The organism is Yersinia intermedia, from assembly GCF_900635455.1.
Lineage (GTDB): Bacteria > Pseudomonadota > Gammaproteobacteria > Enterobacterales > Enterobacteriaceae > Yersinia > Yersinia intermedia.
Genome location: NZ_LR134116.1, coordinates 201174 through 227933, shown reverse-complemented (window position 1 = coordinate 227933; position 26760 = coordinate 201174). Strand labels below are relative to the sequence as shown.

The window sequence follows — 26760 nt, the reverse complement described above, 5'->3', positions numbered from 1 at the left end:
GCGTAAAGTTAAGTACACTCACCGCATCTCCTTTCTTGTTCCGAGCCACACCATGGATAAACAACGAACCCGTCAGGGCATTTTATTTGCTCTGGCAGCTTATTTTATTTGGGGTATTGCCCCTGCTTATTTCAAGCTCATCCAACAGGTGCCGGCTGATGAAATTTTGACGCATCGGATTATCTGGTCATTTTTCTTTATGTTGATCCTGCTAACGGTTAGCCGCAATTGGCCGCAAGTACGCAGTGCTTGTAGAAACGGCAAACGCCTGTTATTGCTGGCCGTTACCGCCGTATTGATTGCCAGTAACTGGCTGTTGTTTATCTGGGCGGTGAACCACAATCATATGCTCGAAGCCAGTTTGGGCTATTTTATCAACCCGCTGGTGAATGTGTTATTCGGTATGTTGTTTCTGGGTGAGCGCTTTCGCCGCATGCAGTGGGTGGCGGTAGCATTAGCATTCGGTGGGGTATTGATCCAGTTGTGGCAGTTTGGCTCGTTACCAATAATCGCCCTGGGGTTAGCAATCAGCTTTGCTTTATACGGTCTGATCCGTAAAAAACTGGGGATTGATGCCCAAACCGGTATGTTGGTGGAAACCATGTGGTTATTGCCGATAGCCGCGGTGTATCTGTTCTTTATTGCCGATAGCCCGACCAGCCATATGAGTGCCAATGCCTGGTCACTTAATCTGTTATTGGCCGCCGCTGGGGTGATTACCACGATCCCGCTACTGTTCTTCACCGCCGCCGCCACCCGTTTAAAACTATCGACATTGGGCTTTTTCCAATACCTCGGGCCAACGCTGATGTTTATTCTGGCGGTAACCTTCTACGGCGAGACCATTGGTAACGATAAAATGGTGACTTTCGCCTTTATCTGGGCCGCTCTATTGCTGTTCACGCTGGATGCGCTCTACACCCAACGTAAGTTGCGCGCCTAGATACCAAAGCTACAAAAACGCCAGTTACTCAATGAGTTATGAATTGATAACCAAAGAACTTGAAGTTGCAGGTAGGCAATCGGATGCGTGAACGCAGCTAACACCCCTGCAGCTTCAAGGACGAAGGTTAGATTAGAGCCAGTTCTTGCGCTTGAAATACAAGTATGGCGCCAAACCCGCGATAATCATCAAACTGATTGCACCTGGATAGCCAAATGACCAGCGCAATTCCGGCATAAACTCAAAGTTCATCCCGTAGCTGGATGCCACCAGTGTTGGCGGCAAGAACACCACCGACACCACCGAGAAGATCTTAATAATCCGGTTCTGCTCGATATTGATGAAGCCCATCGCTGCCTGCATCAGGAAGTTAACCTTCTGGAACAGGGATTCATTGTGTGGCAACAGGGATTCGATATCGCGCAATACCTCACGGGCTTGCTCCAGTTGACCACTCGGCAAGCGGGCTTTACGTACCAGGAAATTCAGTGCTCGCTGGGTATCCATCAGACACAAGCGCACTTTCCAACCGATATCTTCCTGTTCCGCCAAGGTAGACAACGCGGCGTCATATTCATCACCTTGCTGCCCTTCCATAATCACGCGACTTAAGGCTTCCAAATCGCTGTAAATGTTTTCGATTTCATCGGCTAACTGCTCAATTTTGGTTTCGAACAGATCCAGCAACAGCTCATAAGCATTGCCATCAACCAATGTTTGGTTACGCGCCCGCATCCGATATAAACGAAAAGCCGGTAACTCGCGCTCACGCAGGGTATACAGGCGACCATCACGGATGGTAAATGCCACGGTTGAGTTACCCGCGTGGTCTTCAGCATCTTCATAATAGAAGAAGGAGTGGATATGCAGGCCATCTTCATCTTCAAAGAAGCGGGCGGATGCCTCGATGTCGTCCAACTCTGGCCGAGTCGCCAGGCTTTGCCCTAATTCAGACTGGACGCGTTCGCGCTCCCCTTCTTCGGGTTCGACTAAATCGACCCAAATTGATGAGGTCAGATCATCTGACTCATCTGATTCATCCAGCTCCAAACGGGATAAGCGATTGTTACTTAATTTAAATGCGCTCAGCATAGGCCAAAACTCCCTTGCGGTGATGGATAGGGATAACGCATTGAAGCACAGAAACAGCGAGGTATTGATAAATACTCTATGTTTCAGACCATAAGGAGATCTGACTCACAGCGACGGCTTAGCGGGGCCGCTGACAACCACGAAGGCTATCAGCAAATAAGAGGATAGCCTTAGAAGTTGCACCATATGAACAGGTTATTGAGCCAGTATCTACTGGGTGTGTCCAAGGCGAATGTCCTCATAAAGAATAGTGCGCGCATGTTACGCCGAGAAGAAAAAGGCTGTCAACCGGTTAAAAGATGTTAATTCATCACTGTCGTTTTCTATTCTTCTGCGCTGGATTTTTTATCTGACCGCGCACAGTGATAAAGCGTACAGAATCCACCGCCGCCCCCCTTATAACCTGGTTCTATTTACGTTAGATTACAGGCAGTCACTCTTAAGGATATTCAGCCAGAATGAAGCAAATTACCGCGCAATCCCTTGCACAACTGAGCCAACAGGCCCAGCAATCACCACGTCTGAGAGCTAATCTCAATTTTCATCCACAACTCGATGACACCATCCAGCGCCTGGCGATTGCGATGGAACCGCAGACCTATGTCCGCCCTCACCGCCATCCTCATACCTGGGAACTGCTTACCGCCCTACATGGCAGCTTTATTGTGTTGCTGTTTGATGATCAGGGTAAGGTCACTCACCGTAGCTTGCTGGGCAAAGAAACCGCTATTTTGGAGATCCCGGCTAATGTTTGGCATGCGGTGTTATCCCTGGAAGTCGGTGCGGTCATCTTTGAGGTAAAACACGGCCCATACCAGCCGGTTAACGCTGAGGATTTAGCGAGTTGGTCACCCGCCGAGGGTGAGGCTGATGTCAGTAATATTCTGGCGTGGTACGGCGTTGCCAGTATTGGTGAGAACTATTTGCGCTGATGCGGTAATAAAAAGCAAAAAAAACCGAAGCCAACATCGACTTCGGTTTTGCGTATCCTGCATCTTCATTTAGCCAAAACCTGGCAAAATTCACAAAACAGGCTTTCCCTTTGGTATTGGCAAAATATCAACGCTTTATATTTTTAAACTGTTTGGTGGTGTTCGTCAGTGCTATTTCAGTCGGCAAACGTTCCATCGAACTGGCACCGTAGAAACCGTCACATTGCGGGCAGTTATCCATAATGTATTGGGCATCTTCTGGTGAGGAGATTGGCCCACCGTGGCACAGCACAATAATATCGTCACGTACCGCTTTTGCGGCCGCAGCCCAGTCATTAATCAGAGGCACACAGTCCGCCAGCTTCAGTGCCGTGTCCGCACCAATGTTACCGCCAGTCGTCAGCCCCATATGTGGCACAATAATGTCGGCCCCCGCTTGTGTCATGGCAACCGCATCGGCGGCACTGAAAACATAAGGGGTAGTCAGTAAATCTTTTTCGTGAGCCAGGCGGATCATATCCACTTCCAGGCCATAACCCATGCCGGTTTCTTCCAGATTGGCGCGGAAGTTACCGTCAATTAACCCAACGGTTGGGAAGTTCTGCACGCCAGAAAAACCCAATGCTTTTAATTGATCCAAAAAGTGATCGAACTGACAGAATGGGTCAGTACCATTCACCCCCGCCAGCACTGGCGTATTCTTGACCACCGGCAGCACTTCTTTGGCCATATCGACCACGATTTCATTGGCATTCCCGTAGGCCAGCAAACCTGCCAGCGACCCACGACCCGCCATACGATAGCGGCCTGAGTTATAGATAACGATAAGATCAATTCCGCCAGCTTCTTCACATTTAGCTGACAGCCCTGTGCCCGCACCGCCACCGATAATCGGCTCACGGCGGGCAATCATTTCCCGAAATTTGGCTAAAATGGCCTGGCGTTGAAATTTTGGCATGTGACTTCTCCAGATATTAAATGACCCTATACCCGTCATACTTCAAGCGGCAGATGCGTTGGCTGCCTTCCTGCAGCTCGAATTATTTAGGGTGGAATGGGCTCTTTGCTATTTCTTTAAAGTTTTCTACCGCAGCTTGCGCAAACTGTGGGTCGTTAATATTGAATGGATAGTGCACCAAGCGGCGTTTATCGGTTTGAATGACGGTCTCTTCCAACGTATCGATAAAGGCTTTTAACGCTTTTTCATCCCAGAATGGCTGGCCCGGAGCATCCAGTGCCGAGAATCCGCCGGCTGGAATTAAGAAGCGCACTTCACCCTGACAGCGATTGAGCTTCTCGCCAATCCAGCGTGCCATTTGAATATTTTCTTGCTCGGTGGTACGCATCAGCGTCACTTGGGCGTTATGTTTATAGAACAAGCGATCGGCATATTTAGCCGGAATAGTTGCCGGGCTACCGAAGTTAACCATATCCAATGCGCCACAAGAGCCAACATACGGAATGTTGCTATGGGCAATAGCATCGAAGCGTTCCGGCCCACAGGCCAGTACCCCGTCAAATAACAGGTCGCAGACCTCGGTGGTGGTCAGATCAAGTGCCCCCGCCAGCAAACCGCTTTCGGCCAGCTTTTCCATGGCTTTGCCGCCGCTACCGGTGGCGTGGAACACCAAACAGTCATATTCGTCTGATAATGCGGCACTGACAGCCTGAATACAGGGGGTTGTCACACCAAACATGGTCAAACCCAGCGCCGGTTTATCATCAACCAGCAACTCTTCTTTGGCGAAATAGACTGCACCGGCAATTTGATGAGCCGCATTACTCAGCACACGGCGAGAAATACGGTTAAGCCCGGCAATATCAGTAACGGAGTACATCATGGCGATATCACTGGCACCGATGTAACCTGAAACATCACCAGAAGCCATGGTAGATACCATCAGTTTAGGAATACCAATCGGTAAGCCTTGCATGGCCGGTGTAATCAACGCGGTGCCGCCAGAGCCACCCAGACCTAATAACGCGGCCACATCATCGCGGCTGGCAATAAAACGCTCAAAAGCGACGGCCATTGCACTGATAGCCCGCCCTCTATCACCACAGAACACCGCCTGACGCCCGTCAGGGTGATGGCCCGCCACCGTTTCGGCTGAGATATCTGCGCCACTGGCGCGTTGGCCTTCTTTAGTCGATAAATCTACCGTGACCGTTGTTAGCCCGGTTGCTTTAATCAATTCACTGACATACGTCAGTTCTTCGCCTTTGGTATCTGTGGTAGTCGCGATAAAAATATGACGAGGCATCTGAACATCCTTCTATGAATGCGCGTGTAGCTCACTTCTTTTTAATGGAAGTTTACTTTCTGCTTACAGCCGAACAACGAAGCGAGTTGGTTAAGATAGAATCATATTGAGACTAGAGTATCATTTTCGCAAAGAGTACTGCTGAGTTTTGAGACTACAGTCTCAAAATTAGTTTGCATGTGAAATGCATTCATGGCGATTTGTGCGATCGGTTTGTTATAGTGAGCGCAGATACTCGTTATTGACCATGGAGTGACCGTGCATAATCAGGATAAACAGGAGCGCGCCTCTCCATCACTGACCACCATCAAAGCCAGAACCCGGCGGTTACTGATCGATACGGCGATGTCGATGTATGAACAAGGGACATTTCCATCGATAACAGACGTAGCAAATGCGGCGCAACTCTCGCGCGCTACGGCTTATCGCTATTTCCCGACGCAAAGTGCGTTAGTTTCTGCCATGGTCGATGAAAGCCTTGGGCCGATATTGGCATGGCAGCCTACCCAACCAGACGCTCGGCAACGCATTGCGGAACTGCTCTCTTTTGCTTATCCGCGTATGTTGCAACACGAAGGTGTACTTCGTGCCGCGCTGCATCTGTCATTGCAACAATGGGCGGCTGACCGCAGCAACCCTAACAGTGAAGAGAAGTTAGTGCGCGGTAACCGTAAGCGGTTATTGAAGCTGGCTGTCGAGCCGCTGGAAGGGAAGTTGTCACCGGAGGCCTTGCAACGGGTGATCTATTCTTTCTCATTAATTTATGGCTCAGAAGTGTTTATGGTGCTGAAAGATATTTGGCATTTGGATGATGCGGGTATTCAGGATGTGACGCAGTGGATGGGGAAAGCGATTCTGTTGCAGGCTGAAACCGATGCCAGGCAAGCGCCTCAGGATGAGCACCGCTAACACCGCTGCGGCGTCAAGACCGCAGGGTTTACCCAAAGTTATTGACGTTGCAGCAAGGCAGCAAATGAACGCATCCCGATGAGCTTACATGAGTAAGTGATTCGGGTAAGTGAATGCCGCTAACGCCGCTGCGGCGTCAAGACCGCAGGGTAAATTTATACGGCTTCTAATCGGGCATAAGCCGCGACCAACCACTTAATCCCCTCACCGGGAAAAGCAATTTGCAACCGGCTGTGTTCGCCGCTGCCTTCCAGATTAACCACGGTACCTTCACCAAACTTAGGATGACGCACCCGCTGACCCAGTGAAAAGCCGCTGTCATTCTCATTCATCGGCGTACCCATGTTGCGGTGATTCACCGGGCGGGAGACCGTGGCGCGTAGCCGCACTTCTTCGACACATTCCTGCGGCAGCTCGCCGATAAAACGGGATGGTCGATGATTCACTTCTTTGCCGTACAGACGGCGGCTCTCTGCATAACAAAGTGTCAGTTTCTGCATGGCGCGAGTGACCCCAACATAGGCCAGCCGGCGTTCCTCTTCCAGACGGCCACCTTCATCCAGTGACATCTGGCTCGGGAACATCCCCTCTTCCATACCCACAATGAATACCTGCGGGAACTCCAAGCCTTTCGCTGAATGCAGAGTCATTAATTGCACCGCATCCTGATAAGCATCGGCCTGCCCCTCTCCGGCTTCCAGCGCCGCATGAGACAAGAAAGCCTGTAGTGGCATCAGATCCTGATCTTCATCCTGATAACTGTATTGACGGGTCGCATTGACTAATTCTTCAAGGTTCTCAACGCGCGCCTGACCTTTTTCACCTTTTTCCTGTTCGTACATCGACCACAAACCGGAATCACGAATCACTCTATCGCTTTGGACATGCAACGGCATATCCGCTGTTTCATGGGCCAGGGAGTCCACCAGCTCAACAAAACGTTGCAGCGCAGAGGCTGCGCGGCCTGCCAGCACTTTTTCCTGCAACATGGCACGGGTTGATTGCCATAGCGTTAGCTGGCGGTCACGGGCGGTTTGGCGCACCACATCTAATGTGCGATCGCCAATACCGCGAGTAGGTGTATTGACCACTCGCTCAAAAGCAGCATCATCATTGCAGTTGGAAATTAGCCGCAAATAAGCCAGCGCGTCTTTAATCTCCTGACGTTCGAAGAAGCGCTGACCGCCATAAATACGGTACGGCATCGCGGTCTGTAATAGTGCTTCTTCCAAAACGCGCGATTGGGCGTTGCTACGATACAAGATGGCGCAATCATTCAGGGCACCACCATTGTCCTGCCAGGCTTTGATGCGGTTAACCACAAAGCGCGCTTCATCCAGTTCGTTAAAGGCGCAATAGAGTGAGATCGGTTCGCCTTCGGCGCCGTCCGTCCACAGGTTTTTCCCCATGCGCCCATCATTATTGGCAATTAGGGTGTTTGCTGCCGTCAAAATATTGCTGGTAGAACGATAGTTCTGCTCCAACCGGATGGTTTCAGCACCAGGGAAATCTTTCAAGAAGCGCTGGATATTTTCCACCTGCGCCCCGCGCCAACCATAGATTGATTGGTCATCGTCACCGACGATCATCACATTGGAACGGTCACCTGCCAGCAGGCGGATCCAGGCGTATTGGATATTGTTGGTATCCTGAAACTCATCCACCAAAATGTTGGTAAAGCGTTCACGATAATGATTAAGAATATGGGGTTTGTTTAGCCACAACTCGTGTGCACGCAACAACAGCTCAGCAAAATCCACCAGACCGGCGCGGTCACAGGCTTCCTGATACGCCTGATAGATACGCAGCCAGGTCGCTTCAACCGGATTGCCATAGCTCTCAATATGCTGTGGCCGTAATCCTTCGTCTTTTTTGCCGTTGATGTACCACATCGCCTGACGCGGTGGCCATTGTTTATCATCTAAATTCAGTGCTTTAACCAAACGTTTTAATAACCGTAGCTGATCGTCGCTATCAAGAATTTGAAAGTCCTGCGGCAAGTTAGCATCCATGTGATGAGCGCGCAGCAAGCGGTGCGCCAACCCATGGAAAGTCCCAATCCACATTCCGCCCTGACTGGTGCCAATCAAGTGTTCAATACGGTGGCGCATTTCGGCCGCCGCTTTATTGGTGAACGTCACTGCAATAATCGAGTAAGGAGAGGCGTTTTCTACTGATAGCAGCCAGGCGATACGGTGAACCAGCACCCGGGTTTTGCCACTGCCTGCGCCGGCCAGGACCAACAGGTTGCAGCGTGGCGCGGCCACGGCTTCGCGTTGTTTTTCATTCAGGCTGTCGAGCAGATCAGAAACGTCCATAGGCACCGTTTATCGGGTAAAAGGGAAAATAGACAGATCACTACCGCCCATATTCCACTGTAAATTTAAACAGGATTATAGCAATGCTGTCAGGGAAGCCAACTGAGAAATCTCAATATGTGGTAATAAGCGGCTATCACTGGCCGTCATCAGGTTCTGCTGGCGGTCATTAATCCAGCAAGCCTGCATGCCGCAACGCAGTGCACCAGCAACATCGGTGGTCAAATCATCACCCACATGCAGAATCTGTTTGAGCGGGATATCCAGATGGTTTGCCGCTTTATGGTACATATCGCGGAAAGGCTTGGCACGGCCATGAGGGCCAGAGCGCAGCACAAACTGGAAGTAACGATCCAGACCACAGGCTTTAGGATCGGCATTGCCATTGGTGATTGCCACCAGTGGATAATGCTCAGCCAGCGCGCTCAAGGTGTCATGGGTGGCTGCTGGCACATAAATACGGCTACGCCATAGGGCGAAGTTCTCCATGGCTGCATCAGCGCCACATTGCGCCTCAGCCTTACTTAAGCCATGACGTATCAAGCCCAGTTCAATGGCATGCCAGCGCCACTGGGTAACATCGTGGTAGATGTCCGGGTCCTGCGCCAGCAACTCAGTGCGAAAACGTTGAAAATCAGTGGCCTGTAACTGCGCCAGATTGGGATGATACTGCTGCAAAAATGCCACCGACTCTTGTTCAGTGCGGGTAATCACCGGCCGATTGTCGTACAGGGTGTCATCCAAATCGAAGCTAATGGCGGAAATACTCTCGAGTGGGCGATAAAAATGCATCAGGATTTGCCTCGTTTGGCGCGTGGATGAGCAGCATCATACACTGTCGCCAGATGTTGAAAGTCGAGATGAGTATAAATTTGTGTGGTCGTCAGATTGGCGTGGCCTAGTAACTCCTGCACTGCGCGCAAATCACCACTGGATTCCAACATGTGAGTGGCGAAAGAGTGGCGCAATTTGTGTGGGTGAATATGGCTGCTAACACCTTGCTTGACGCCCCATTCGGCAAAGCGTTTTTGCACATTGCGCGCTGAAATTCGCTTACCGGTGTTGGCTAAAAAGATAGCATCGTCAACAGGTTCAAATAACTCGCGCAGTTCCAACCAATGCGCTAACCAGGTCACTGCAGTCCTGCCAATCGGCACTTTACGCTCTTTACTGCCTTTCCCCATCACCCAGACTTCACCGCTGGCTAAATCTACGTGTTTGCAGTTCATACCAACCAGCTCGGATAGACGCAACCCCGCGCCATACATCACTTCCAGCATCGCCCGATCGCGGACAGCCAAGGGATCATTCAGATCGATATCCAGCAGTTTATCGACCTCATCGACATCAATGTTTTTCGGCAGATGACGGCCTGAACGCGGCGTACTCACGCCTTTTGCTGGGTTGGCCTGCAATACGCCCTGGCTCACCAGCCAATCAAGAAAGCTGCGCAACGCCGAGAGGCGCAACGCAAGGCTTGAGGAGTGTAACCCGGCACGTTTACTGCGAGAAACCAGTGACCTAACCTGAGCCGCATCAAGCGTTTGCCAGTGCATCAGGCCCATTTGCTCACCCATTTCCATGAGTGCCTGTAGCTGACGCCGGTAACTGGTGATAGTCAATGGACTGAGCTGACGCTCAACTTTGAGATAACGCAGGAAAGCCTCTACCTGCGGGGCAAGTGAGGCACTGAATTCGGTCATACCGGTTCTATCCAACGCTCCAGCAGGCTCGGTAATAACATCGATAACTGATTCAGCATCACGGTACCCATGCCCTGCTGGTAATGCTGCGTATCGCGACTGCTGAAGATAATGACACCTAAATCGCCATTTTTGCCCAGTAACGAAAGTGCGACAGACCCTACCTGCTTGGCCTGAGGCAATAACAGTAGCAGTTCCGATCCGTTCAAGCCGCCCAGATAATGGTTATCACTCCCCAAGCGCTGAATGCGTAACGGTTCGAAGGCGTGACGGGCAAGTGCCAAATGGGTGAAATCAGACGGTGCACCAATATGCCAACGGTCGCTGAATAAGCGGACATTCGCCCCTGACAGACCGAAGTCTCGTGCCCAGCGCTGCAAGCGGTTAAGCATATCTTGCAAGCTGCTGGCCGTAGCCAAATTGCTTTGTAGTTGCAGCAGGCGATTAAACAACACTTCATTCAAGCCCGCCTGCTCCATCAGCAAGGTGATCTCTTCTTCCAACTGACCAATCTGATTACGTTGTCGCCCCAGTTGCCACTCCACCAGCGAGACACTGCCACGGACTGGATGAGGGATATGCATCTGTTCGACCAGACGGGCATTGCGGATAAAAAAGTCAGGGTTTTGCAATAAATACTGCATGACAGCATCGTCGTCTAACTCAATGCCCGCTAACGCCTGCTCCTCATAACTTTTCATTTAACACCCGTCATAATGAATATTTATACCCTAAATAATTCGAGTTGCATGAAGGCGGCAACTGAGCGAGTCCCCAGGAGCTTACATAAGTAAGTGACTGGGGTGAACGAAGGCGGCCAACACACATGCAGCTTGAAGTATGACGGGTATACTATAGATGAATGAAGCCATCATACACATGTGTTGCCGGCCCGGTCATATACAATGGATGGCCCGGTCCTTTCCAACTGATGTGCAAGCTGCCGCCTGGCAGTTCAACATGGACCTCTTCAGCCAACAACTCTTGCTGGATACCCACCGCCACTGCCGCACAAGCACCGCTACCGCAGGCCTGCGTTTCGCCAGCACCGCGCTCATACACCCGTAAACGGATCTGCTCGCGGCTAACCACCTGCATAAAACCAATATTGGCCCGTTCTGGGAAGCGCTCATGACTTTCCAATACTGGACCCAGCAAGGCAACATTAGCAACCGAAACATCATCAACCTGCATCACACAGTGAGGATTGCCCATTGATACCACGCCGCACAACACTGTATGTTCCGCCGCACGTAAAATGTAGGTTTTCTCGGCTTTGGTCGCTCTAAAAGGCACCGTTTGCGGGTCAAAATTGGGTTCTCCCATATTGACACAAACCAGTTCATCTTCAGTAACGCTCAATATCATGCGGCCAGTCTGGGTACTCACGCTGATATCACGTTTATTGGTCAATCCTTTCAGCCGGACAAAGCGGGCAAAACAACGTGCGCCATTGCCACACTGAGAGACTTCGCTGCCATCGGCATTAAAAATACGGTAGTGAAAATCCAGCTCGGGATCATAAGGCGGTTCAACCACCAACATCTGATCAAAGCCCACGCCAGTGTGCCGGTCTGCTAATCGACGGATTAACTCCGGCGAAAAGTAAACATTTTGGGTAACTGCATCGACAACCATAAAGTCGTTGCCAAGACCGTGCATTTTGGAGAACTGCATTTCATACTCCGCTGACTTTCATTTACCGGCTAAACTCGGTACTGGCAAATTAAATACTGACTCAATCTGGCTGCGATAAAAATAATTACTGCGGCCCGGCAATGGATTTTGTCTGGTTGGAACCTGACAGGTCCTGCTGATTTCGCTCTACCTGACCACTATCCGGTTGCGCTGTTTCTACTTTTGGTTTGTCAGCGGGTGGGAAATATAACGGGCCTTTCAAGCCACAACCCGCCAGCGCGAGTACCATCATCGCAACCAGCGGCCAACATAATTCTTTTTTCATTTTTAACGCCTGTATTGTGTTTTCGCACCTATTATACCCAAAGGATCTGACGTTGCAGGTAGTCAGCACCCGAATCTCAATGCGCATACATTGCTAAGTGATTCGGGTGAGTGCGCGCTGCTAACGCCCCTACGGCTTCAAGTATGAAGGGTATAATCGCATTAATACTTGTGATTCATGCGTCCATGCTCTCTATAATCGCAGGTGGATCATGAAAAGCAATAGGAATTGAATATGAACGATAGCGAGTTTCACCAGTTAGCCGATCAATTGATGCTTTACATTGAAGAGACACTGGATGGTTTTAGCGGCGATAGTGATATCGATTATGAAACCAATGGCGGGGTGATGACCCTGACGTTCGAAAATGGCAGTAAGATTGTTATCAACCGCCAAGAACCACTGCATCAGGTATGGTTGGCAACCAAAGCCGGTGGTTACCATTTCAATTATCGTGAAGGCCAGTGGTTTTGCTCACGTAGCGGAGAGGAATTTTTCGCCAAATTATCACAAGCGGCCACCACGCAGGCAGGTGAAGAGGTGAGCTTCGGTTAACTGACCTTATTTGAGCGTTCAGTGATTGAAGGGGCAACGGTCCCTAGGGGCGCTTCGGTCGCTTACGCGATTACACCCCCAACGGAACATTTCCCCTTCAATCGACTTTGTCAGCAGCCTGATACATTTTAGCGTGTCTTTTTTACTTATCAGCTTGGGAAATTAATGTAACTGGAACTGCTGCGCAGGCTGGCTCGGCTCTCTATCGACGATATACAGATGAGATAAGGTGTTGCTGCGAAAAGGAATCACTTGAGTGCGGCCATCTAATTGCACAATTTGGTAGAACTGCGGCAGGTTGAAGTTAATAAAGCTGGAGCCGTAGGTAAAACGGTCATGAGACGATGAATAGAAACGGCTGACATCTCGCACCAACGCCTCTTTACTGCCCTCGCAGTGGTGATAAACCTCAACGCGATTTGACTCATCCAAAATATAAATGTTAAAGCCTTTTTCATCTGCAGTGCCTTCGAAGAAGAACTGAATGATCCCCTCGCTGGCAAAACCGTCTACCACTGGCGGCAGATGAATTTGATCAGTTTCCACCTGAATCGATAACCCATGCAGTTTGTTATTAGAAATCGCACCGTAAAATTCGACAGCATTTTCCAACTTTTGTACTGAAACACTCAGGCGTTCAAAGAACAAACCCCAGGTCTGACCGGAAACCCGTACCGCTTTAAAACGGCCCGGTTCCTGGCGGGTACTGGATAAACGCAACTCAATACACTCGGAAACCAACTGCTGAATGCGGGTACGAATCAAACCACGTAAATGTTGGCTGTAACAGAAGACATCCACTGACTCCGGTGGAGCCGCATCCTGATGCATTTTGCCTAAGATGGTTTTCAATGCTTCCAACACCGCTTGCTCACCGCTGAAATGCAAGGTTCGCACTTCATTCCAGGAGTTGCGGTACAGCAAATCGATACTGCCCACCAGGCACTGTTGCTGCTCGCCAAAACTGAATACATCCAGTTTACGGAAATCAAAATGCACCACCTGATTGCGGAAAGCCGCGGTCGGGTCATGCTCTAAATTGACAATAATCGCCAAATGGCGAATCTCACACGGGCTATACAGTGCCTTAGGTGTGGGCGCAGGCAGGCGTAACGGGAAGTGGTGAGAGATATCCGTCACCAATTCTTGCAATTTCACCGTATCGCACAGATTGGCGCTTTTAATATGTAGCCGGGTTTTGCTGGTCAATAGCCCGTTGAAATAGGCCCAGGACACCAGTTTGTTCAGGTAACGGTTATATTCCAGCGGTTGGTGACTTACAATCGCGTCCATAGAGGGCGCTTGATTATATAAGTACCAACCCGCGCGGTTAGCACGGCCTGCCGGAACATGAATGAAAGTCAGATGTTCTTCCGATAAATCCGGTGAAATTTGTGGGTTTACCAGTGTTACTTTGCCGGGTAAAGCTTCAAATGCCGCGTACAGTTTACGGGTCAGAACCCCGATATCCTGCGGGCTGGCACTGACACTCAGGTTGTTGCGCCGTGCAAAGCGGATCAAATTGCGATAACTCTGCATCATCGCATCCAGCAGCTCGTTATGCGCTTCACGTACCCGCTCAATCTTCCAGTTAGCACGGTTATCCAGCACCGCCAGACTCTCGTCGCTCCAGCCCCATTCACTGACCAGTTGGCTGAGGATCTCACGCCGCCAGCCGACACTTGCCGAGCTACGGGACAGTTTTTCACACACTTTCAGATAGAAACAACGCCGCACCAAATTCAGGCGGGTGGTGTCATTTATTTGGGTTAGATAGCGAGTGACGCGATCAAGCATCATGCAATAAGCATCAAGACCGAAGGCCACAATCTCACCGGCATGCAGGCGCTGTTTGATCTCCATTGCCAGCAATTGAGAATTGGGGTATTCCCACGAATACGCTTCCAGCAATAAGGTTTTCAGCACGGCCTTATAGGGTGAATCGATACTTTTATACAGTTGCCACAAACTGGCACCGAAATACTCTTCGGCTGACAGGGTGCTCAAACCGCCCAAATCCAGCCACTCATTCGGTGTTAATACGCCCTGTGCATAGAGCGACAGTACGTAATCGTCATAATTATTTTCTTCTTCCACCGGAACCATATTCCACAGAATACGTTTCCCTGCCAGACGAACCGCGCTGCGGTAAAACTCATCCAGCAATAATATGTGTTGGGTGGAACCGCAATCTTCGCCCCCCAAGCTGCCACTGGCATTATGGCGGAAACGGTTTTCATCTATCAGGAAGAAGCTGACTTCAACACCCATTGATGCAGCCCATTTTTCCAGCAGACTGCATTTTTGTTGCAAGCGGTTACGCTCTTCAGAATCAAGCCAGGCCTGATGGCATACCCAAACATCAAGATCTGAAGTATGGCATTGCCCAATAGAGGAAGTGCTACCCATAGAATAGACGCCGGTAATCGGCAGTTCGCCGCCGACACTCTGTTGCAAAGGTTCGCCCCACTTGGCTTCAACCTCAGACAGGTAATCCTGTTGCGTTTCATTGGGCGTAAAAAGGCAGACGCCATGGGGAACGTTACCATCAAGGTACCCCGGCATCAGTGGGTGATGACAATGTAGTAGGGTCGGTAGCAGACTGTAGACCTTTTGGAAGGTTGGCCCCATTGCCGCCAAGGCGCGATCGACTCGTAATTGGTTGATCGCATCCAGTCGCTGTTTCAGTGTCTCGATGTAGAGGTACAAGACGTCTCGCCTGATTGTTCCGGTGCTTAGAATTGTTCCGGTGCTTAGAAAAAAAACCCGCGTCCCAGATTCGTTTATTGCTTTTTTTGACTTTCAGCGAAAAATGTACTTTTTGTTGAACTGACCAAAAAACATTTTGTTTGAAGACATTTTGTTTGAATAACAGTTGACGAATTATTGCTGGAAACGTGATCAATCTAACACCTTGCCGATTGACCGTAAAGCTATCCCTACAATTGTAATGTCTATACATCCCTTTCTTAGGCGACATTTACAGTTAGGTTGACGGGTAGCGACACCATGACATCAAAGTAGGCGCTAAGGGAGAAGTTATCCCGCCATGTATTTGTTACAATAGCTGCTTTATTGTGCTCTTATCCGTCGTTTTCATGTGGCTACCGCACTGACAGCATTCACTGGTCAATGATAGGATGGGCCGCAAAATATAAAACGGTAACAAGCAATGTTAGACAAAATTATTCGAATTGCCACGCGACAAAGCCCGCTCGCCTTATGGCAAGCACATTATGTTCAACATTTACTGCAAGCCAATCACCCCGGCTTACAGGTCGAATTGGTCCCGATGGTTACCCGTGGGGACATTATTCTGGATACCCCACTGGCAAAAGTCGGTGGTAAAGGCTTGTTCGTCAAAGAGTTAGAGCTAGCACTGCTGGACGGACGGGCGGATATCGCCGTACACTCCATGAAAGATGTGCCAGTCGCCTTCCCTGAGGGCTTGGGCCTGGTGACTATTTGCGAACGCGATGATCCGCGTGATGCCTTTGTATCCCCACATTTTGCTCATATTGATGATTTGCCTGCGGGCAGCATTGTCGGCACCTCCAGCCTGCGCCGCCAGTGCCAATTACGCGAGCGTCGCCCGGACCTGATTATCCGCGACCTGCGGGGTAATGTGGGTACTCGCCTTGCCAAGCTTGATAACGGTGACTACCACGCGATCATACTGGCGGTTGCGGGCCTTAATCGCCTTGGGTTGGCATCGCGGATCCGCTATGCCATGCCCGCTGAGGAGTCGTTACCGGCAGTCGGCCAGGGCGCTGTCGGCATTGAATGCCGTCTGGATGACGATTTTACCCGCCAACTGCTGGCACCACTCAATCATCGTGTAACCGAACTGCGGGTGTGTGCGGAGCGGGCTATGAACACGCGTCTTGAGGGGGGGTGTCAGGTGCCGATCGGCAGCTATGCTGAGTTGGAAGGCAACACCTTGTGGTTGCGTGGGTTAGTGGGTGCGCCGGATGGCAGTGAGATCATTCGCGGTGAGCGCCGAGGGCCGGCGGAGAATGCAGAACAAATGGGGATTGAGCTGGCCGATGAGTTATTATCACGCGGTGCGCGTGCAATTCTGGCCGCCGTTTATCAGGATAACCCACCACGATGACCATTTTGGTTACCCGCCCATCTCCTGCTGGAGAACAGCTAGTCAGCCGCCTGCGTGCGCTGGGCAGGGTTGCCTATCATGCGCCATTAATTGATTTTTCTCCGGGATATGACCTGCCTAAACTGCCGGCATTGCTCCAGGATATGCAAGCTGGCGACCTGGTGTTTGCGTTATCGCAGAACGCCATCCGCTATGCTAACCCGCTGTTAAAAAGAAATAACCTGTTATGGCCTGCACAGTTATCTTATTATGCTATTGGCCGTACTACCGCATTGGCATTGCATACTGCCAGCCGTTTGCATGTCACTTTCCCTCCCATGGGGGAGACCAGCGAGATGCTGTTATCATTGCCAGACCTGCAAAAACTGTCCGGTAAAAAGGCACTGTTATTGCGCGGCAATGGCGGGCGGGAGCTGTTAGGCGAAAGCCTTGCACAGCGGGGAGCCATAGTTACCTACTGCGAATGTTATCAACGTAGCCCCATCTTTTACGATGGCAGTGAGCAAAGTGCGCATTGGCAACGTGCAGGGGTCGATATTTTGGTAGTGACCAGCGGCGAAATGTTACAACAGATCTATACTTTAGTTCCTGATTACTATCGTTCTTCCTGGCTGCTACGCTGCCGCCTGGTTGTAGTGAGTGAGCGTTTAGCTACCCTGGCCGCCCAAATGGGCTGGAGTAATATCCGGGTGGCAGAAAATGCGGATAATGACGCGCTGATCCGCGCGCTACAAGACTTTCAATAAACCTGAAACCTGACTATGGGATGCCCAATATGACGGAACAAAATACCCCATCCGCACCAGTGGAAGAGACAACCACTGCGGTTGAGAGGCACCAACAGCCAGAACCTGAAGGCCGCCGGGAGAAACGAACCGGCCCAATTCTGGGTGCCATTGCTATTGCATTGGCTATCGCGCTGGGTGCCGGGCTTTATTATCACGGACAGCAGCAGGCTCAGTTACAAGATGTGGCGAATATCGCGCTGCAAGAACAGTTAGCTGAATTAAAACAGAGCCAATTGCAGGAAAAACAGCAGCTCGAATCATTATTGCAACAGCAAGGCAAGGCGCTGGAAGCAGCAGACCGCCAGCAGACCTCGCTGATCCGCCAACTGAATGAGTTACAGGAAAAAGTCGCCACTATTTCGGGTAGCGATGCCAAAACATGGTTACTGGCACAGGCAGATTTTCTGGTGAAAATGGCCGGCCGCAAACTGTGGAGTGATCAGGATGTCGCCACCGCAGCAACTTTACTGAAAAGTGCCGATGCCAGTCTGGCTGACATGAATGACCCAAGTCTTATCGACGTACGCCGCGCACTCACCGAAGATATCAGTACTCTGTCGGCGGTAAGTCAGGTGGATTTTGACGGCATTATCCTCAAGTTGAATCAACTGTCGAATCAGGTAGATAATCTGCGTTTGGCTGATAACAATACCGATGACTCACCGATGGATGCCGATAGCGATGAGCTGTCTAGTTCATTAGCTGAATGGCGTCAGAATCTGACCAAAAGCTGGCACAGCTTTATGTCTGATTTTATTACTATCCGCCGCCGTGATAGTAGTGCGGAGCCTCTGCTGGCACCGAATCAGGATGTTTATTTACGCGAGAATATCCGTTCCCGCTTGCTGGTCGCCGCGCAGGCAGTCCCCCGCCATCAAGACGAAGTGTATAAACAGTCTCTGGAGACTATCTCCACTTGGGTTCGCGCTTATTTTGATGTGAATGATCCAAGCACCAAGGCTTTTCTGGATGAGTTAGAGAGCCTGAGTCAGCAGTCAATCTCAATGGACGTACCTGATCAATTGAAGAGCCAGCCAATGCTGGAAAAATTGATGCAAACCCGGGTTCGTAACTTACTGGCACAACCGCCAGTTGCCGCTCAGGAGGAATAAGTATGCTACGCGTTTTACTGTTATTCCTCATCCTAACCGTAGGGATCGTCCTTGGCCCTATGTTAGCAGGGCACCAAGGCTATGTTTTGATTCAAACCGACAATTATAATGTTGAGACCAGCGTGACCGGTCTGGTGATTATGTTGGTATTGGTATTGGTCGCATTCCTTATCATTGAATGGATACTGCGCCGTATTTTCCGCACCGGTGCCCGTACCCGTGGTTGGTTTATGGGCCGCAAACGTACCCGCGCTCGTAAGCAAACCAAGGCTGCGTTGATCAAACTGGCTGAAGGGGATTTCAAGCAGGTTGAAAAGTTGCTCACCCGCAATGCCGATCATGCTGAACAACCCATGGTGAACTACCTGCTGGCTGCGGAAGCTGCCCAACAGCGTGGCGATGAATTCCGTACCAATCAATATCTGGAACGAGCAGCAGAAGTTGCTGATACAGATCAGTTGCCGGTAGATATTACCCGAGTGCGCATTCAATTGGCGCAGGGTCACGCTCATGCGGCACGTCATGGCGTGGATCGTTTATTGGATCAAGCACCACGTCACCCAGAAGTGCTGCGTCTGGCTGAACAGGCTTTCCTGCGTACCGGTGCTTACAGTTCATTGCTGGAAATTTTACCTGCGATGGGCAAAGTGCAGGTCCATACGCCAGAAGAAATCGCCGCATTGGAGCAGCAAGCTTATATCGGCATGATGAATCAATGTATGGCGGAAGAAGGCAGTGACGGTCTGAAACGCTGGTGGAAAGATCAAAGCCGTAAAGTCCGCAATGAGATCCCACTGCAAGTTGCACTGGCAGAACATCTAATTGAGTGTGACGATCATGATGTCGCCCAGCAAATCATTCTGGACGGTCTGAAGCGTCAGTATGATGAACGTTTAGTCCTCCTGATCCCACGCTTAAAATCAGGTAACCCAGAACCGCTGGAGAAAGCATTGCGCCAGCACATCAAGCAACATGGTGCGACCCCGCTACTTAATAGCACCCTGGGGCAACTCATGCTGAAACACGGCGAATGGGAGAAAGCCTATGAAGCCTTTAAAGCAGCGCTTGAGCAGCGCCCAGACGGCTATGATTATGCATGGTTAGCTGATGCGCTAGATAAACTGCATCGCCCTGAAGATGCAGCGCAGGCGCGTCGTGAGGGGCTACTGTTGACCTTGCGGCAGAATGGCGAATCACTTTGATGGTATGCAAGTCAATCTGTGAGCCAAGGGGCGACCGTACCTAGGGGCACTCCGGCGACTTACGTCGCTACGATCCCAACGGCACGTTTCCCCTTGGTTCAGCTTCATTAGTCATCTAAAGGCTCCTACGGGGCCTTTTTTTTGCTTCTGATTCGGGGACAAATCTGTCGGGAGCAGAGTTGAACGCTGCTTGCAGCGGCCTCAACGAGGCGAGGCCCACGGATGGGCCGAGTAACTAGTGCAGCTAACAACCCTGCGGCTTCAAGTAGCAAAGAATACCCAAAGTAATTGGAGTTGCAGGTAGGCAGCCAGCAAACGCATCCCGATGAGCTTACTCAGGTAAGTGATTCGGGTAAGTGTGTGCAGCTAACAACCCTGCGGCTTCAAGTACGAAGGGTATGCAAAAAAAAACGCTTGCCGGAAAGGCAAGCGTCTAAAATTTTCAGGTCTACAGACAACAATGTCGGCGCCTCACTCAACGTTATGCCCGGTATGTGATGAAGATATTCGACATCGTTTACATGGACAATAGGCACCCTAAAATCGGCTCTGCATCATCTCTGGGTTTATGAAGCTAAGTTGGCTATAACACCACGCTATCATAATAAATGAGATGAGCATCTACAGGGTAGATATTGCACTTAGCGTGCCAACTCCTCTAACCGATAGCCATTTCATTTAATTACCCGCGAATAAATTTTTAATTAACTGATAAATAATAATTTTATTATCATCCAAATAGATGATGCGATACGACGTACCGGCCATAGCGATACCAATACCGCCTAAGTGATCTGTCGCTACAAAACGACGCTATAACTCATCATTGTTTTTCTTTATGTTTATCATGATGTTATATGTCTCTGTTTGGAGACAAAGCCGCTGCCTTTTGTCGCAAAAAGCCAACACCTCATCTTTACCTGACAAATCACCAGTCTGGTCACTCTATCGGGCTAATTTGATCAAAGGGTACCAACAAAGGTTCTGATGTCAGAAAGCCGGACTGCGAGGCTGGATTGGCGACTGTCAATACAACGGGGTGAGAAGAGAGGGGTATAGTGGGGAATCAATATTATACCGACGAAAAAAAACCCCGCATTGCGGGGTTTCTTCTGAAATTGGTCGGCGAGAGAGGATTCGAACCTCCGACCCACTGGTCCCAAACCAGTTGCGCTACCAAGCTGCGCTACTCGCCGATTTCTTACTGTTTACTCTACATGGTCTCTCGACCTATGTCCATGTAAATATTAATAAATATCTACATGTTTGTGTGGTGCGAAGGGAGGGACTTGAACCCTCACGTCCGTAAGGACACTAACACCTGAAGCTAGCGCGTCTACCAATTCCGCCACCATCGCATGTTCCACAAAATTTGGGGTGGCTAATGGGGCTCGAACCCACGACAACTGGAATCACAATCCAGGGCTCTACCAACTGAGCTATAGCCACCATAACTTCTTTACAGCTTACATCGTCGTACGCGGCAATCTTACCACCGCAGCTCTTGCACACAAAATTAATGGTGCGCCCGACAGGATTCGAACCTGAGACCTCTGCCTCCGGAGGGCAGCGCTCTATCCAGCTGAGCTACGGGCGCTTAGCGCCGTTGCGGGTGAGGATACTACGGTTTTAATACTTGGCTGTCTAGTGCTTTTTTAGAAGAAATGGTGTGTTTGCTTACGCTTTGCACACTCTGCCGCAAAAGTTAGCCATTGATAGCCCTTACCTCGCCTTGTTCGCTGGTTTTATAGGCGTTTCATCTCCTTCGCTCTTAAAACCGCAGCGGGTTAGCTACATGAGTGACTCGGCCCATCCATGGGTGTCGCCACTACAAGCAGCCGACCTGCAACGCCAATTACTTTGGAGATGTTTCAGCAACGTTGTGTTTATGCATTCTCAGCCCGAAATAACATGCCGACACCAATCCCAGGAAAATTACCCCCACTAACAACGATAAGCGGGTATCAGGGTTAATCCCCATCCCAACCAACACACATATCAAGAAAGCGATCGTGAGATAGTTTACATACGGGAACATGATGGATTTAAACGGATGCTGCTTTATCGCTTCTTTATGTACCTGGCGGAAACGCAATTGGCTAACGAGGACCACAAACCACGGCACCATACCCGGTAATACACTAGCGCTGTAAACATAGACAAATACCTGTTGTGGATTCGGAATAATATAATTAAGACTTGAACCCACCAGCAAACACAGAATCGTCACCGCAATACAGTAAACCGGTACGCCGCTGGCCGACAACTTCGTCAGGCAGGCGGGTAACTGGCGATTCTTCGCCAGCGCATACAACATACGCCCGCCGCTATACATACCGCTGTTACAACCAGACAGTGCCGCAGTCAGCACCACGAAGTTAATAATACCGGCCGCAGCCGTTATCCCTATCTTGGCGAATGTCAGGACAAACGGACTGCCCTCCGTGCCAATACCGTTCCACGGGAAGATAGTGACAATGACAAATATTGCGCCAACATAGAAAATCAGAATGCGCCATAAAATGTTATTAATCGCTCGCTTTAGCGTCACTTGTGGGTTTTTAGCTTCACCAGCGGTAATACCCACCAGTTCAACACCCTGATAGGATGCCACCACAATACACAAAGCAAACATGAACCCTTTCCAACCACCGGCAAAAAAGCCGCCATGGGCCGTCAGGTTATCAAAACCAATCGCCTGGCCGTGATTACCAAAACCGAAGAAGATAACCCCCAAGCCCACCAGAATCATCACAATGATGGTGGTAACCTTGATCATCGCGAACCAGAACTCCAGCTCACCATATAATCTGACCGCCGCCAGATTAGCCAGTGCCACTATGGCCACCCCGGCAATCGCAGGTAACCATTGTGGGATTTCAGGGAACCAAAACTGAACGTATACGCCAATCGCGGTAATTTCTGATATCCCCACCGCTATCCACATAAACCAATAGCCCCAAGCCGTTAGATAGCCGAAATAGGGGCTAAGATACTTATGGGCATAGACGGCAAAAGAGCCGGCAACCGGCTCCAGATAAAGCATTTCGCCCATTGCCCGCATAATAAAAAATACAAATAAGCCAGCAATGATATATGCCAGCAATACCGAAGGCCCGGCCCATTTCAGGGTACTGGCTGACCCCATAAACAACCCGACGCCAATCGTCCCGCCTAACGCTATCAGTTCGATATGCCGGGCTTCCAGCCCTCGGTGTAACCCTTTTTTCTCTTCGTTGTCTGCCATATATCCTCTGTGAGCTGATGATGTGTCTGCTCCGGCTTTCCCGGTTGTTTTTATTAATTAATCTATTGTTTTTATTAAAAATAGACGTTTTTCACAAAAAAAAATCTAATGGCTGCACCAATGTGTTCAGCCTAATGATGACTACTTTAATTTATGCAAGTTAACGAATAGGGAAACCGCCCATTATAAAAGCGATTATGAACACATAACCGTAACCGGCCCGTATCCTTCCGTATCTGGGCCAGATTAGCAAACCCGAAACTAAAACTTTATGGAATAAAAATTAAAAAATCGATTTCATAATGGAATTAAGGCGTAATGATATTGATGGGAGGAATAAATGGGAGGGGTTTTATAACAGCAGGGTTGGTTAAACCCTGCTCAAAAGACAATATTACAAACGGCCACTGTAATAATAGCCAACGAACTTCAGCAGCTTGAACTGACGCCGAATACGACTTGGCTGCGCCAGCAGGCGATAAAGCCACTCCAGCCCCATGTTCTGCCATATCTTAGGCGCACGTTTGACGTGGCCGGTAAAGACGTCATAGGTGCCACCAACGCCCATATACAGTGCGTCGGGATAGAACTTACGGCAGTCGCGCATAAACATTTCCTGTTTAGGCGATCCCATGGCGACAGTCACTATCGCCGCACCACTGGCTGCTATTCTCGCAAACAGGGCTTCGCGCTGCTCTGTGGTGAAATAACCATCCTGACTACCCACCAGATTCACATTCCACTGCGCACGTAATTTAGCTTCAGTTTCAGCCAACACGTCAGGTTTGCCTCCCACCAAAAAGACCGGCGTCCCTTGCTGCCCGGCGCGCTGCATTAGTGCTTCCCACAAATCCGCACCTGCTACCCGTGACAGCTTCGCTTGCGGGTATTTACGACGGATCGCGCGCACCATACTGATACCGTCGGCATACAGATATTCAGCCTCGGTGATCAACTCACGCAGCGCCACATCGTCTTCGGCTTTGAGCAGTTTCTCTGCGTTCATTGCCACCAACGTCCCGGTCTTCACCGGGCCACTGCTTAGCAAATGATCCAGCGTTTGGGCCATATCACGAAAGCCCCAAATCTCGAAACCACGGACATTATATTTTGGAATAACAGTATTCGGTTCCATTACAATCCTTACAGTTGGCTGCCCGTTTCAGGAGTGGATGAACGCTTCGGCTTGTTAACCCGACGCTGTAACTGTTGCGTTATCAAACCCGCAGTATCGAACAACCAATACAACAATTTTGCCAGTACCAGACAAACACCAAAAATTACGCAGAAAAACACCACCCGTGACACAAAGGAATCTAATCCTTCCCGAGCCAATACAATGATGTTAAATACCGCACCAAAACAGAAACTTTGCAGAATTGCGGCTTTGTAGCGGTTGCTTTCCGCTTTGCCTTGCTCGTAGAGCCAATCGAACCATTTAATGATTAGTCCCACCACGATGGCACCCAGTGGGATAAACAGCACCCCGCCCATCACCACCAGAGAACCGATCAAGGTTGGGGAAATAGCCAGCCCGGAGTGATTATCCAGCACATCCCAAGTAAAGTAATTGGCGGTATTAAGTACCAAGTCTGGGCGCTCCGGCCAAAGCGAACTGGGAATAAAGACATAAAAATCACGAATAATCGGTGCCAGTCCTTGGAAATCTATTTTGTCGTAGTTTTGTAGCAGCAGCCCTAGGTTTTCCCACGGCGAGAAGGTATCCCGAGTCAGGTAGAGGAAAGTATAAAACGCCTCTGCACCGTTCACATCCAAACCATACCGTTTCAGGGCCAGCCAGAACATACCAACAATCCCAAAGACACCTGCCGCAGCCAACATCCACAGGGTTATCCAACCGCGAACGATACCGATAAACAGGAATAATGAGAACGCGATAATGATATTAGCGCGGGTGCCGCCAACGATGACATAAGTCAGGATACCAAACGCCACGGTGCTTGCCAGGAAGAAAAACCAGGCGCGCATATCCTGCTTGAGGAAATAGACCACCAACATCGCCGGGATGAAGAAGTAGAAAAAGCGCTTCAGTGCCACACCCGAAACATCACTGGAGAATATTTTGCTGTAGGAATCGAGCTTAAACAGCAGGAAGCCATTTTGCATAAAGAAGATGCCAACAGTGCCAATAGCCACCAGTGCCAGCAGTATCCAGGTCAGATTGGTTTCTACCCGATTCATGGTGAATATCGGCGCCCGTGGCTGGCTGCGTGGCTTAGTCAGGCGTGTTTTGTAACTTACATAATAAATGCCATAAAAAGCCGTAGCCGACAGCATGGCATACAGTAAGTACTCAACCGGCACCACCTCTACCCCAAACTGAAACACCAGCATACACGTCAGTGGGAAGCCAAAATAGAAAGTCAGCAGGTAGAGCATTGAAAACAGTACATTGAAGTTAAAACGAACTCGCCGAAACTCCTGATAGGTTAATGTCAGGATAAAAATGACTGCCATCAGATAGACGCAGAAAAGACCGCCAAATTGCCCCAGCGTCATGGATGTTCTCCTGCGGCCAGCGCCAATGCTTGTTGCCAACCCTCGATATAATTCGGGTTAAAGAAAGCGATTGATTGCTTATCCAACCCGGCTAATTGGCGCTGCGCCTCACGGATCAACGCTTCATCCAATGAGTCGCCATAGAAAAGCACAGGAATATGCTGTTCAGCCAAGTCTTGCCAGAAAGGGTTTTTGCGGCTCAAGACAAAAGGCACACCAAATTGCGTTAATAAACATAAGGTGCCGATGCCTTGCTGACGATTAAAAATAAAATAGCCTAAATCGCATTCACGTAGAATATTCAGATAATCATCGAAGGGGATCTGTTCTGTCAGGATACGCAGATTTTCTGCGGCAAACAGTGCCAGCCCAGCCTGCCTGACCTGCTCGATATACAGCTCATTATTAGCCGGATACCCCATAGGCAAAATAACCCGAGCATCAGGGCCAAATTGCTGATGAATGGCCTGCAACGCCTCGATATGGCGGTTAGTGGAATCACCAGAGTTCCCCACCAAAATGGTCATCGGGCCAGCTAAGGGCTTTTCGATGTTAACCCCCGTCAATGCTGGGTCCATACGGGTTGGGAAATAAAGCAACGATGCAGGTACCCGAGGATGACGCTGCTGAAAATGGATTAAATCACCACGAGTGGCAAAAACATGACCAACCCGCCCTTGAGCAATACGCCGTAGCAGGTAAAACAAGCGAAACTTCCAGCTTTTGGCATCTTCATATAAATCAGCGCCCCAGATATGCCAGTAAACCTGCCGTGGTTTGATTTTACCACTCAATAGGGCCAGCCACAGGGTGGCATTAAATTGACCATGCCAGAAGAAGCGCGTGCTGCGATCAGCTTGTGCACGGGCGATAACCGCCTCTGCCAACGCTTTCTTATTGCTGTGCGTTTCGATATCCAACTGAGGGAATGACGAAAAAGGTGCTGTCTCTTTTGCCGCGACCATAAAATGCCGCACCTGTTCTGCCGGCACGCGCGTTGCCAACACGTCATTAAAGAAGCGCAGCACAGTCAGATTATGGTGCGGGATATCAGATCCCAGTACATGAATCAGGGTTGTCATTTTTTTCTACTGTAAA

At 49.9% G+C, this 26760-nt stretch carries 22 protein-coding genes and 4 tRNA genes; 8 read left to right on the top strand and 18 right to left on the bottom strand.

The window, feature by feature from the left end; translation table 11 throughout:
- The first annotated feature begins 52 nt into the window (after positions 1 to 52).
- A complete protein-coding gene (gene rarD, locus EL015_RS01065; protein ID WP_005188023.1) occupies positions 53 to 943 on the top strand; it encodes an EamA family transporter RarD in 891 nt (296 codons plus the stop codon).
- A gap of 132 nt (positions 944 to 1075) precedes the next feature.
- Here rarD and corA read toward each other — a convergent pair whose 3' ends face one another.
- The gene (gene corA / locus EL015_RS01060; RefSeq protein ID WP_005188027.1) at positions 1076 to 2035 is read right to left on the bottom strand and encodes a magnesium/cobalt transporter CorA; all 960 of its coding nucleotides are present in this window, start codon (positions 2033 to 2035) and stop codon (positions 1076 to 1078) included.
- Between the two features lie 458 nt (positions 2036 to 2493).
- Here corA and EL015_RS01055 point away from each other — a divergent pair, with 458 nt between their 5' ends.
- The gene (locus tag EL015_RS01055) at positions 2494 to 2967 is read left to right on the top strand and encodes a WbuC family cupin fold metalloprotein (protein WP_005188031.1); all 474 of its coding nucleotides are present in this window, start codon (positions 2494 to 2496) and stop codon (positions 2965 to 2967) included.
- A 127-nt stretch (positions 2968 to 3094) separates the two neighbouring features.
- On the opposite strand, the gene EL015_RS01050 is transcribed toward EL015_RS01055, so the two are convergent.
- Together EL015_RS01050 and EL015_RS01045 are read right to left on the bottom strand one after the other, a co-directional pair.
- Positions 3095 to 3925 carry a phosphoenolpyruvate hydrolase family protein gene (locus EL015_RS01050; RefSeq protein WP_005188034.1) on the bottom strand — a complete coding sequence of 277 codons (831 nt, stop codon included), beginning with the start codon at positions 3923 to 3925 and terminating at the stop codon, positions 3095 to 3097.
- Positions 3926 to 4007: 82 nt separating this feature from the next.
- A complete protein-coding gene (locus tag EL015_RS01045; RefSeq protein WP_005188037.1) occupies positions 4008 to 5231 on the bottom strand; it encodes a Tm-1-like ATP-binding domain-containing protein in 1224 nt (407 codons plus the stop codon).
- A 258-nt stretch (positions 5232 to 5489) separates the two neighbouring features.
- Here EL015_RS01045 and EL015_RS01040 point away from each other — a divergent pair, with 258 nt between their 5' ends.
- Entirely contained in the window at positions 5490 to 6140 is a 651-nt protein-coding gene (locus tag EL015_RS01040) for a TetR/AcrR family transcriptional regulator (protein WP_042568937.1), read from the top strand.
- A gap of 155 nt (positions 6141 to 6295) precedes the next feature.
- Here the strand turns inward: EL015_RS01040 and uvrD are convergent, their stop codons facing one another.
- The 6 genes from uvrD to lptM all read right to left on the bottom strand — a co-directional run bounded on the left by uvrD (position 6296) and on the right by lptM (position 12124).
- Positions 6296 to 8458 (bottom strand): DNA helicase II, encoded by a 2163-nt coding sequence (gene uvrD, locus EL015_RS01035; protein ID WP_005188045.1) that lies wholly within the window; start codon positions 8456 to 8458, stop codon positions 6296 to 6298.
- Positions 8459 to 8533: 75 nt separating this feature from the next.
- Positions 8534 to 9250 (bottom strand): 5-amino-6-(5-phospho-D-ribitylamino)uracil phosphatase YigB, encoded by a 717-nt coding sequence (gene yigB, locus EL015_RS01030; protein WP_032906895.1) that lies wholly within the window; start codon positions 9248 to 9250, stop codon positions 8534 to 8536.
- On the bottom strand, positions 9250 to 10161 hold the full coding sequence (gene xerC, locus EL015_RS01025) for a tyrosine recombinase XerC (RefSeq protein ID WP_071843488.1): 912 nt from the start codon (positions 10159 to 10161) through the stop codon (positions 9250 to 9252). Before xerC ends, yigB begins: the two co-directional genes overlap by 1 nt.
- Positions 10158 to 10862 carry a DUF484 domain-containing protein gene (locus EL015_RS01020; protein ID WP_005188052.1) on the bottom strand — a complete coding sequence of 235 codons (705 nt, stop codon included), beginning with the start codon at positions 10860 to 10862 and terminating at the stop codon, positions 10158 to 10160. Before EL015_RS01020 ends, xerC begins: the two co-directional genes overlap by 4 nt.
- Before the next feature lie 151 nt (positions 10863 to 11013).
- Positions 11014 to 11838 carry a diaminopimelate epimerase gene (dapF, locus tag EL015_RS01015; RefSeq protein WP_005188055.1) on the bottom strand — a complete coding sequence of 275 codons (825 nt, stop codon included), beginning with the start codon at positions 11836 to 11838 and terminating at the stop codon, positions 11014 to 11016.
- Between the two features lie 85 nt (positions 11839 to 11923).
- Positions 11924 to 12124, bottom strand: coding sequence for an LPS translocon maturation chaperone LptM (gene lptM, locus EL015_RS01010; RefSeq protein ID WP_005188059.1), 201 nt, complete (start codon positions 12122 to 12124; stop codon positions 11924 to 11926).
- A gap of 234 nt (positions 12125 to 12358) precedes the next feature.
- Here lptM and cyaY point away from each other — a divergent pair, with 234 nt between their 5' ends.
- Positions 12359 to 12679 carry an iron donor protein CyaY gene (gene cyaY / locus EL015_RS01005; protein ID WP_005188062.1) on the top strand — a complete coding sequence of 107 codons (321 nt, stop codon included), beginning with the start codon at positions 12359 to 12361 and terminating at the stop codon, positions 12677 to 12679.
- Between the two features lie 162 nt (positions 12680 to 12841).
- Here cyaY and EL015_RS01000 read toward each other — a convergent pair whose 3' ends face one another.
- Complete coding sequence (locus EL015_RS01000) at positions 12842 to 15388, bottom strand: class I adenylate cyclase (RefSeq protein ID WP_005188064.1); 2547 nt, start codon at positions 15386 to 15388, stop codon at positions 12842 to 12844.
- Between the two features lie 463 nt (positions 15389 to 15851).
- Between EL015_RS01000 and hemC the strand changes: the two genes are divergently transcribed.
- From hemC to hemY, 4 genes are read left to right on the top strand one after another with little or no spacing between them, the layout of a single operon-like run.
- Complete coding sequence (gene hemC / locus EL015_RS00995; RefSeq protein WP_005188066.1) at positions 15852 to 16793, top strand: hydroxymethylbilane synthase; 942 nt, start codon at positions 15852 to 15854, stop codon at positions 16791 to 16793.
- Complete coding sequence (hemD, locus tag EL015_RS00990) at positions 16790 to 17539, top strand: uroporphyrinogen-III synthase (protein ID WP_032906896.1); 750 nt, start codon at positions 16790 to 16792, stop codon at positions 17537 to 17539. Before hemC ends, hemD begins: the two co-directional genes overlap by 4 nt.
- A 29-nt stretch (positions 17540 to 17568) precedes the next feature.
- Positions 17569 to 18693 carry a uroporphyrinogen-III C-methyltransferase gene (hemX, locus tag EL015_RS00985; RefSeq protein ID WP_032906898.1) on the top strand — a complete coding sequence of 375 codons (1125 nt, stop codon included), beginning with the start codon at positions 17569 to 17571 and terminating at the stop codon, positions 18691 to 18693.
- A gap of 2 nt (positions 18694 to 18695) precedes the next feature.
- Positions 18696 to 19895, top strand: a complete 1200-nt coding sequence (gene hemY / locus EL015_RS00980; RefSeq protein ID WP_032906900.1) for a protoheme IX biogenesis protein HemY — start codon at positions 18696 to 18698, stop codon at positions 19893 to 19895.
- 1119 nt (positions 19896 to 21014) lie between these two features.
- Here hemY and EL015_RS00975 read toward each other — a convergent pair.
- The 8 genes from EL015_RS00975 to EL015_RS00940 all read right to left on the bottom strand — a co-directional run bounded on the left by EL015_RS00975 (position 21015) and on the right by EL015_RS00940 (position 26744).
- Positions 21015 to 21091, bottom strand: a tRNA-Pro gene (locus EL015_RS00975).
- Between the two features lie 75 nt (positions 21092 to 21166).
- Positions 21167 to 21253, bottom strand: a tRNA-Leu gene (locus EL015_RS00970).
- Between the two features lie 15 nt (positions 21254 to 21268).
- Positions 21269 to 21344 (bottom strand) — tRNA-His (locus EL015_RS00965).
- A gap of 71 nt (positions 21345 to 21415) precedes the next feature.
- A tRNA-Arg gene (locus tag EL015_RS00960) sits at positions 21416 to 21492 on the bottom strand.
- 258 nt (positions 21493 to 21750) lie between these two features.
- Positions 21751 to 23142: a bifunctional threonine/serine APC transporter ThrP gene (thrP, locus tag EL015_RS00955; protein ID WP_005190209.1), complete on the bottom strand. Its 1392-nt coding sequence runs from the start codon at positions 23140 to 23142 to the stop codon at positions 21751 to 21753.
- A gap of 394 nt (positions 23143 to 23536) precedes the next feature.
- Positions 23537 to 24277 (bottom strand): lipopolysaccharide N-acetylmannosaminouronosyltransferase, encoded by a 741-nt coding sequence (gene wecG / locus EL015_RS00950; protein ID WP_005190212.1) that lies wholly within the window; start codon positions 24275 to 24277, stop codon positions 23537 to 23539.
- Between the two features lie 8 nt (positions 24278 to 24285).
- Positions 24286 to 25662, bottom strand: a complete 1377-nt coding sequence (gene wzyE / locus EL015_RS00945) for an ECA oligosaccharide polymerase (RefSeq protein WP_032907403.1) — start codon at positions 25660 to 25662, stop codon at positions 24286 to 24288.
- On the bottom strand, positions 25659 to 26744 hold the full coding sequence (locus EL015_RS00940; RefSeq protein WP_005190220.1) for a TDP-N-acetylfucosamine:lipid II N-acetylfucosaminyltransferase: 1086 nt from the start codon (positions 26742 to 26744) through the stop codon (positions 25659 to 25661). Before EL015_RS00940 ends, wzyE begins: the two co-directional genes overlap by 4 nt.
- Between the last annotated feature and the right edge of the window lie 16 nt (positions 26745 to 26760).

Coding starts and splice junctions, on each gene's coding strand:
- corA (WP_005188027.1), bottom strand. CDS start 2,035: ATGCTGAGCGCATTTAAATTAAGTAACAATCGCTTATCCCGTTTGGAG.
- hemC (WP_005188066.1), top strand. CDS start 15,852: ATGTTAGACAAAATTATTCGAATTGCCACGCGACAAAGCCCGCTCGCC.
- wzyE (WP_032907403.1), bottom strand. CDS start 25,662: ATGACGCTGGGGCAATTTGGCGGTCTTTTCTGCGTCTATCTGATGGCA.
- wecG (WP_005190212.1), bottom strand. CDS start 24,277: ATGGAACCGAATACTGTTATTCCAAAATATAATGTCCGTGGTTTCGAG.
- dapF (WP_005188055.1), bottom strand. CDS start 11,838: ATGCAGTTCTCCAAAATGCACGGTCTTGGCAACGACTTTATGGTTGTC.
- hemX (WP_032906898.1), top strand. CDS start 17,569: ATGACGGAACAAAATACCCCATCCGCACCAGTGGAAGAGACAACCACT.
- EL015_RS01045 (WP_005188037.1), bottom strand. CDS start 5,231: ATGCCTCGTCATATTTTTATCGCGACTACCACAGATACCAAAGGCGAA.
- cyaY (WP_005188062.1), top strand. CDS start 12,359: ATGAACGATAGCGAGTTTCACCAGTTAGCCGATCAATTGATGCTTTAC.
- hemY (WP_032906900.1), top strand. CDS start 18,696: ATGCTACGCGTTTTACTGTTATTCCTCATCCTAACCGTAGGGATCGTC.
- hemD (WP_032906896.1), top strand. CDS start 16,790: ATGACCATTTTGGTTACCCGCCCATCTCCTGCTGGAGAACAGCTAGTC.
- xerC (WP_071843488.1), bottom strand. CDS start 10,161: ATGACCGAATTCAGTGCCTCACTTGCCCCGCAGGTAGAGGCTTTCCTG.
- EL015_RS01020 (WP_005188052.1), bottom strand. CDS start 10,862: ATGAAAAGTTATGAGGAGCAGGCGTTAGCGGGCATTGAGTTAGACGAC.
- thrP (WP_005190209.1), bottom strand. CDS start 23,142: ATGGCAGACAACGAAGAGAAAAAAGGGTTACACCGAGGGCTGGAAGCC.
- EL015_RS00940 (WP_005190220.1), bottom strand. CDS start 26,744: ATGACAACCCTGATTCATGTACTGGGATCTGATATCCCGCACCATAAT.
- EL015_RS01050 (WP_005188034.1), bottom strand. CDS start 3,925: ATGCCAAAATTTCAACGCCAGGCCATTTTAGCCAAATTTCGGGAAATG.
- rarD (WP_005188023.1), top strand. CDS start 53: ATGGATAAACAACGAACCCGTCAGGGCATTTTATTTGCTCTGGCAGCT.
- EL015_RS01055 (WP_005188031.1), top strand. CDS start 2,494: ATGAAGCAAATTACCGCGCAATCCCTTGCACAACTGAGCCAACAGGCC.
- yigB (WP_032906895.1), bottom strand. CDS start 9,250: ATGCATTTTTATCGCCCACTCGAGAGTATTTCCGCCATTAGCTTCGAT.
- uvrD (WP_005188045.1), bottom strand. CDS start 8,458: ATGGACGTTTCTGATCTGCTCGACAGCCTGAATGAAAAACAACGCGAA.
- lptM (WP_005188059.1), bottom strand. CDS start 12,124: ATGAAAAAAGAATTATGTTGGCCGCTGGTTGCGATGATGGTACTCGCG.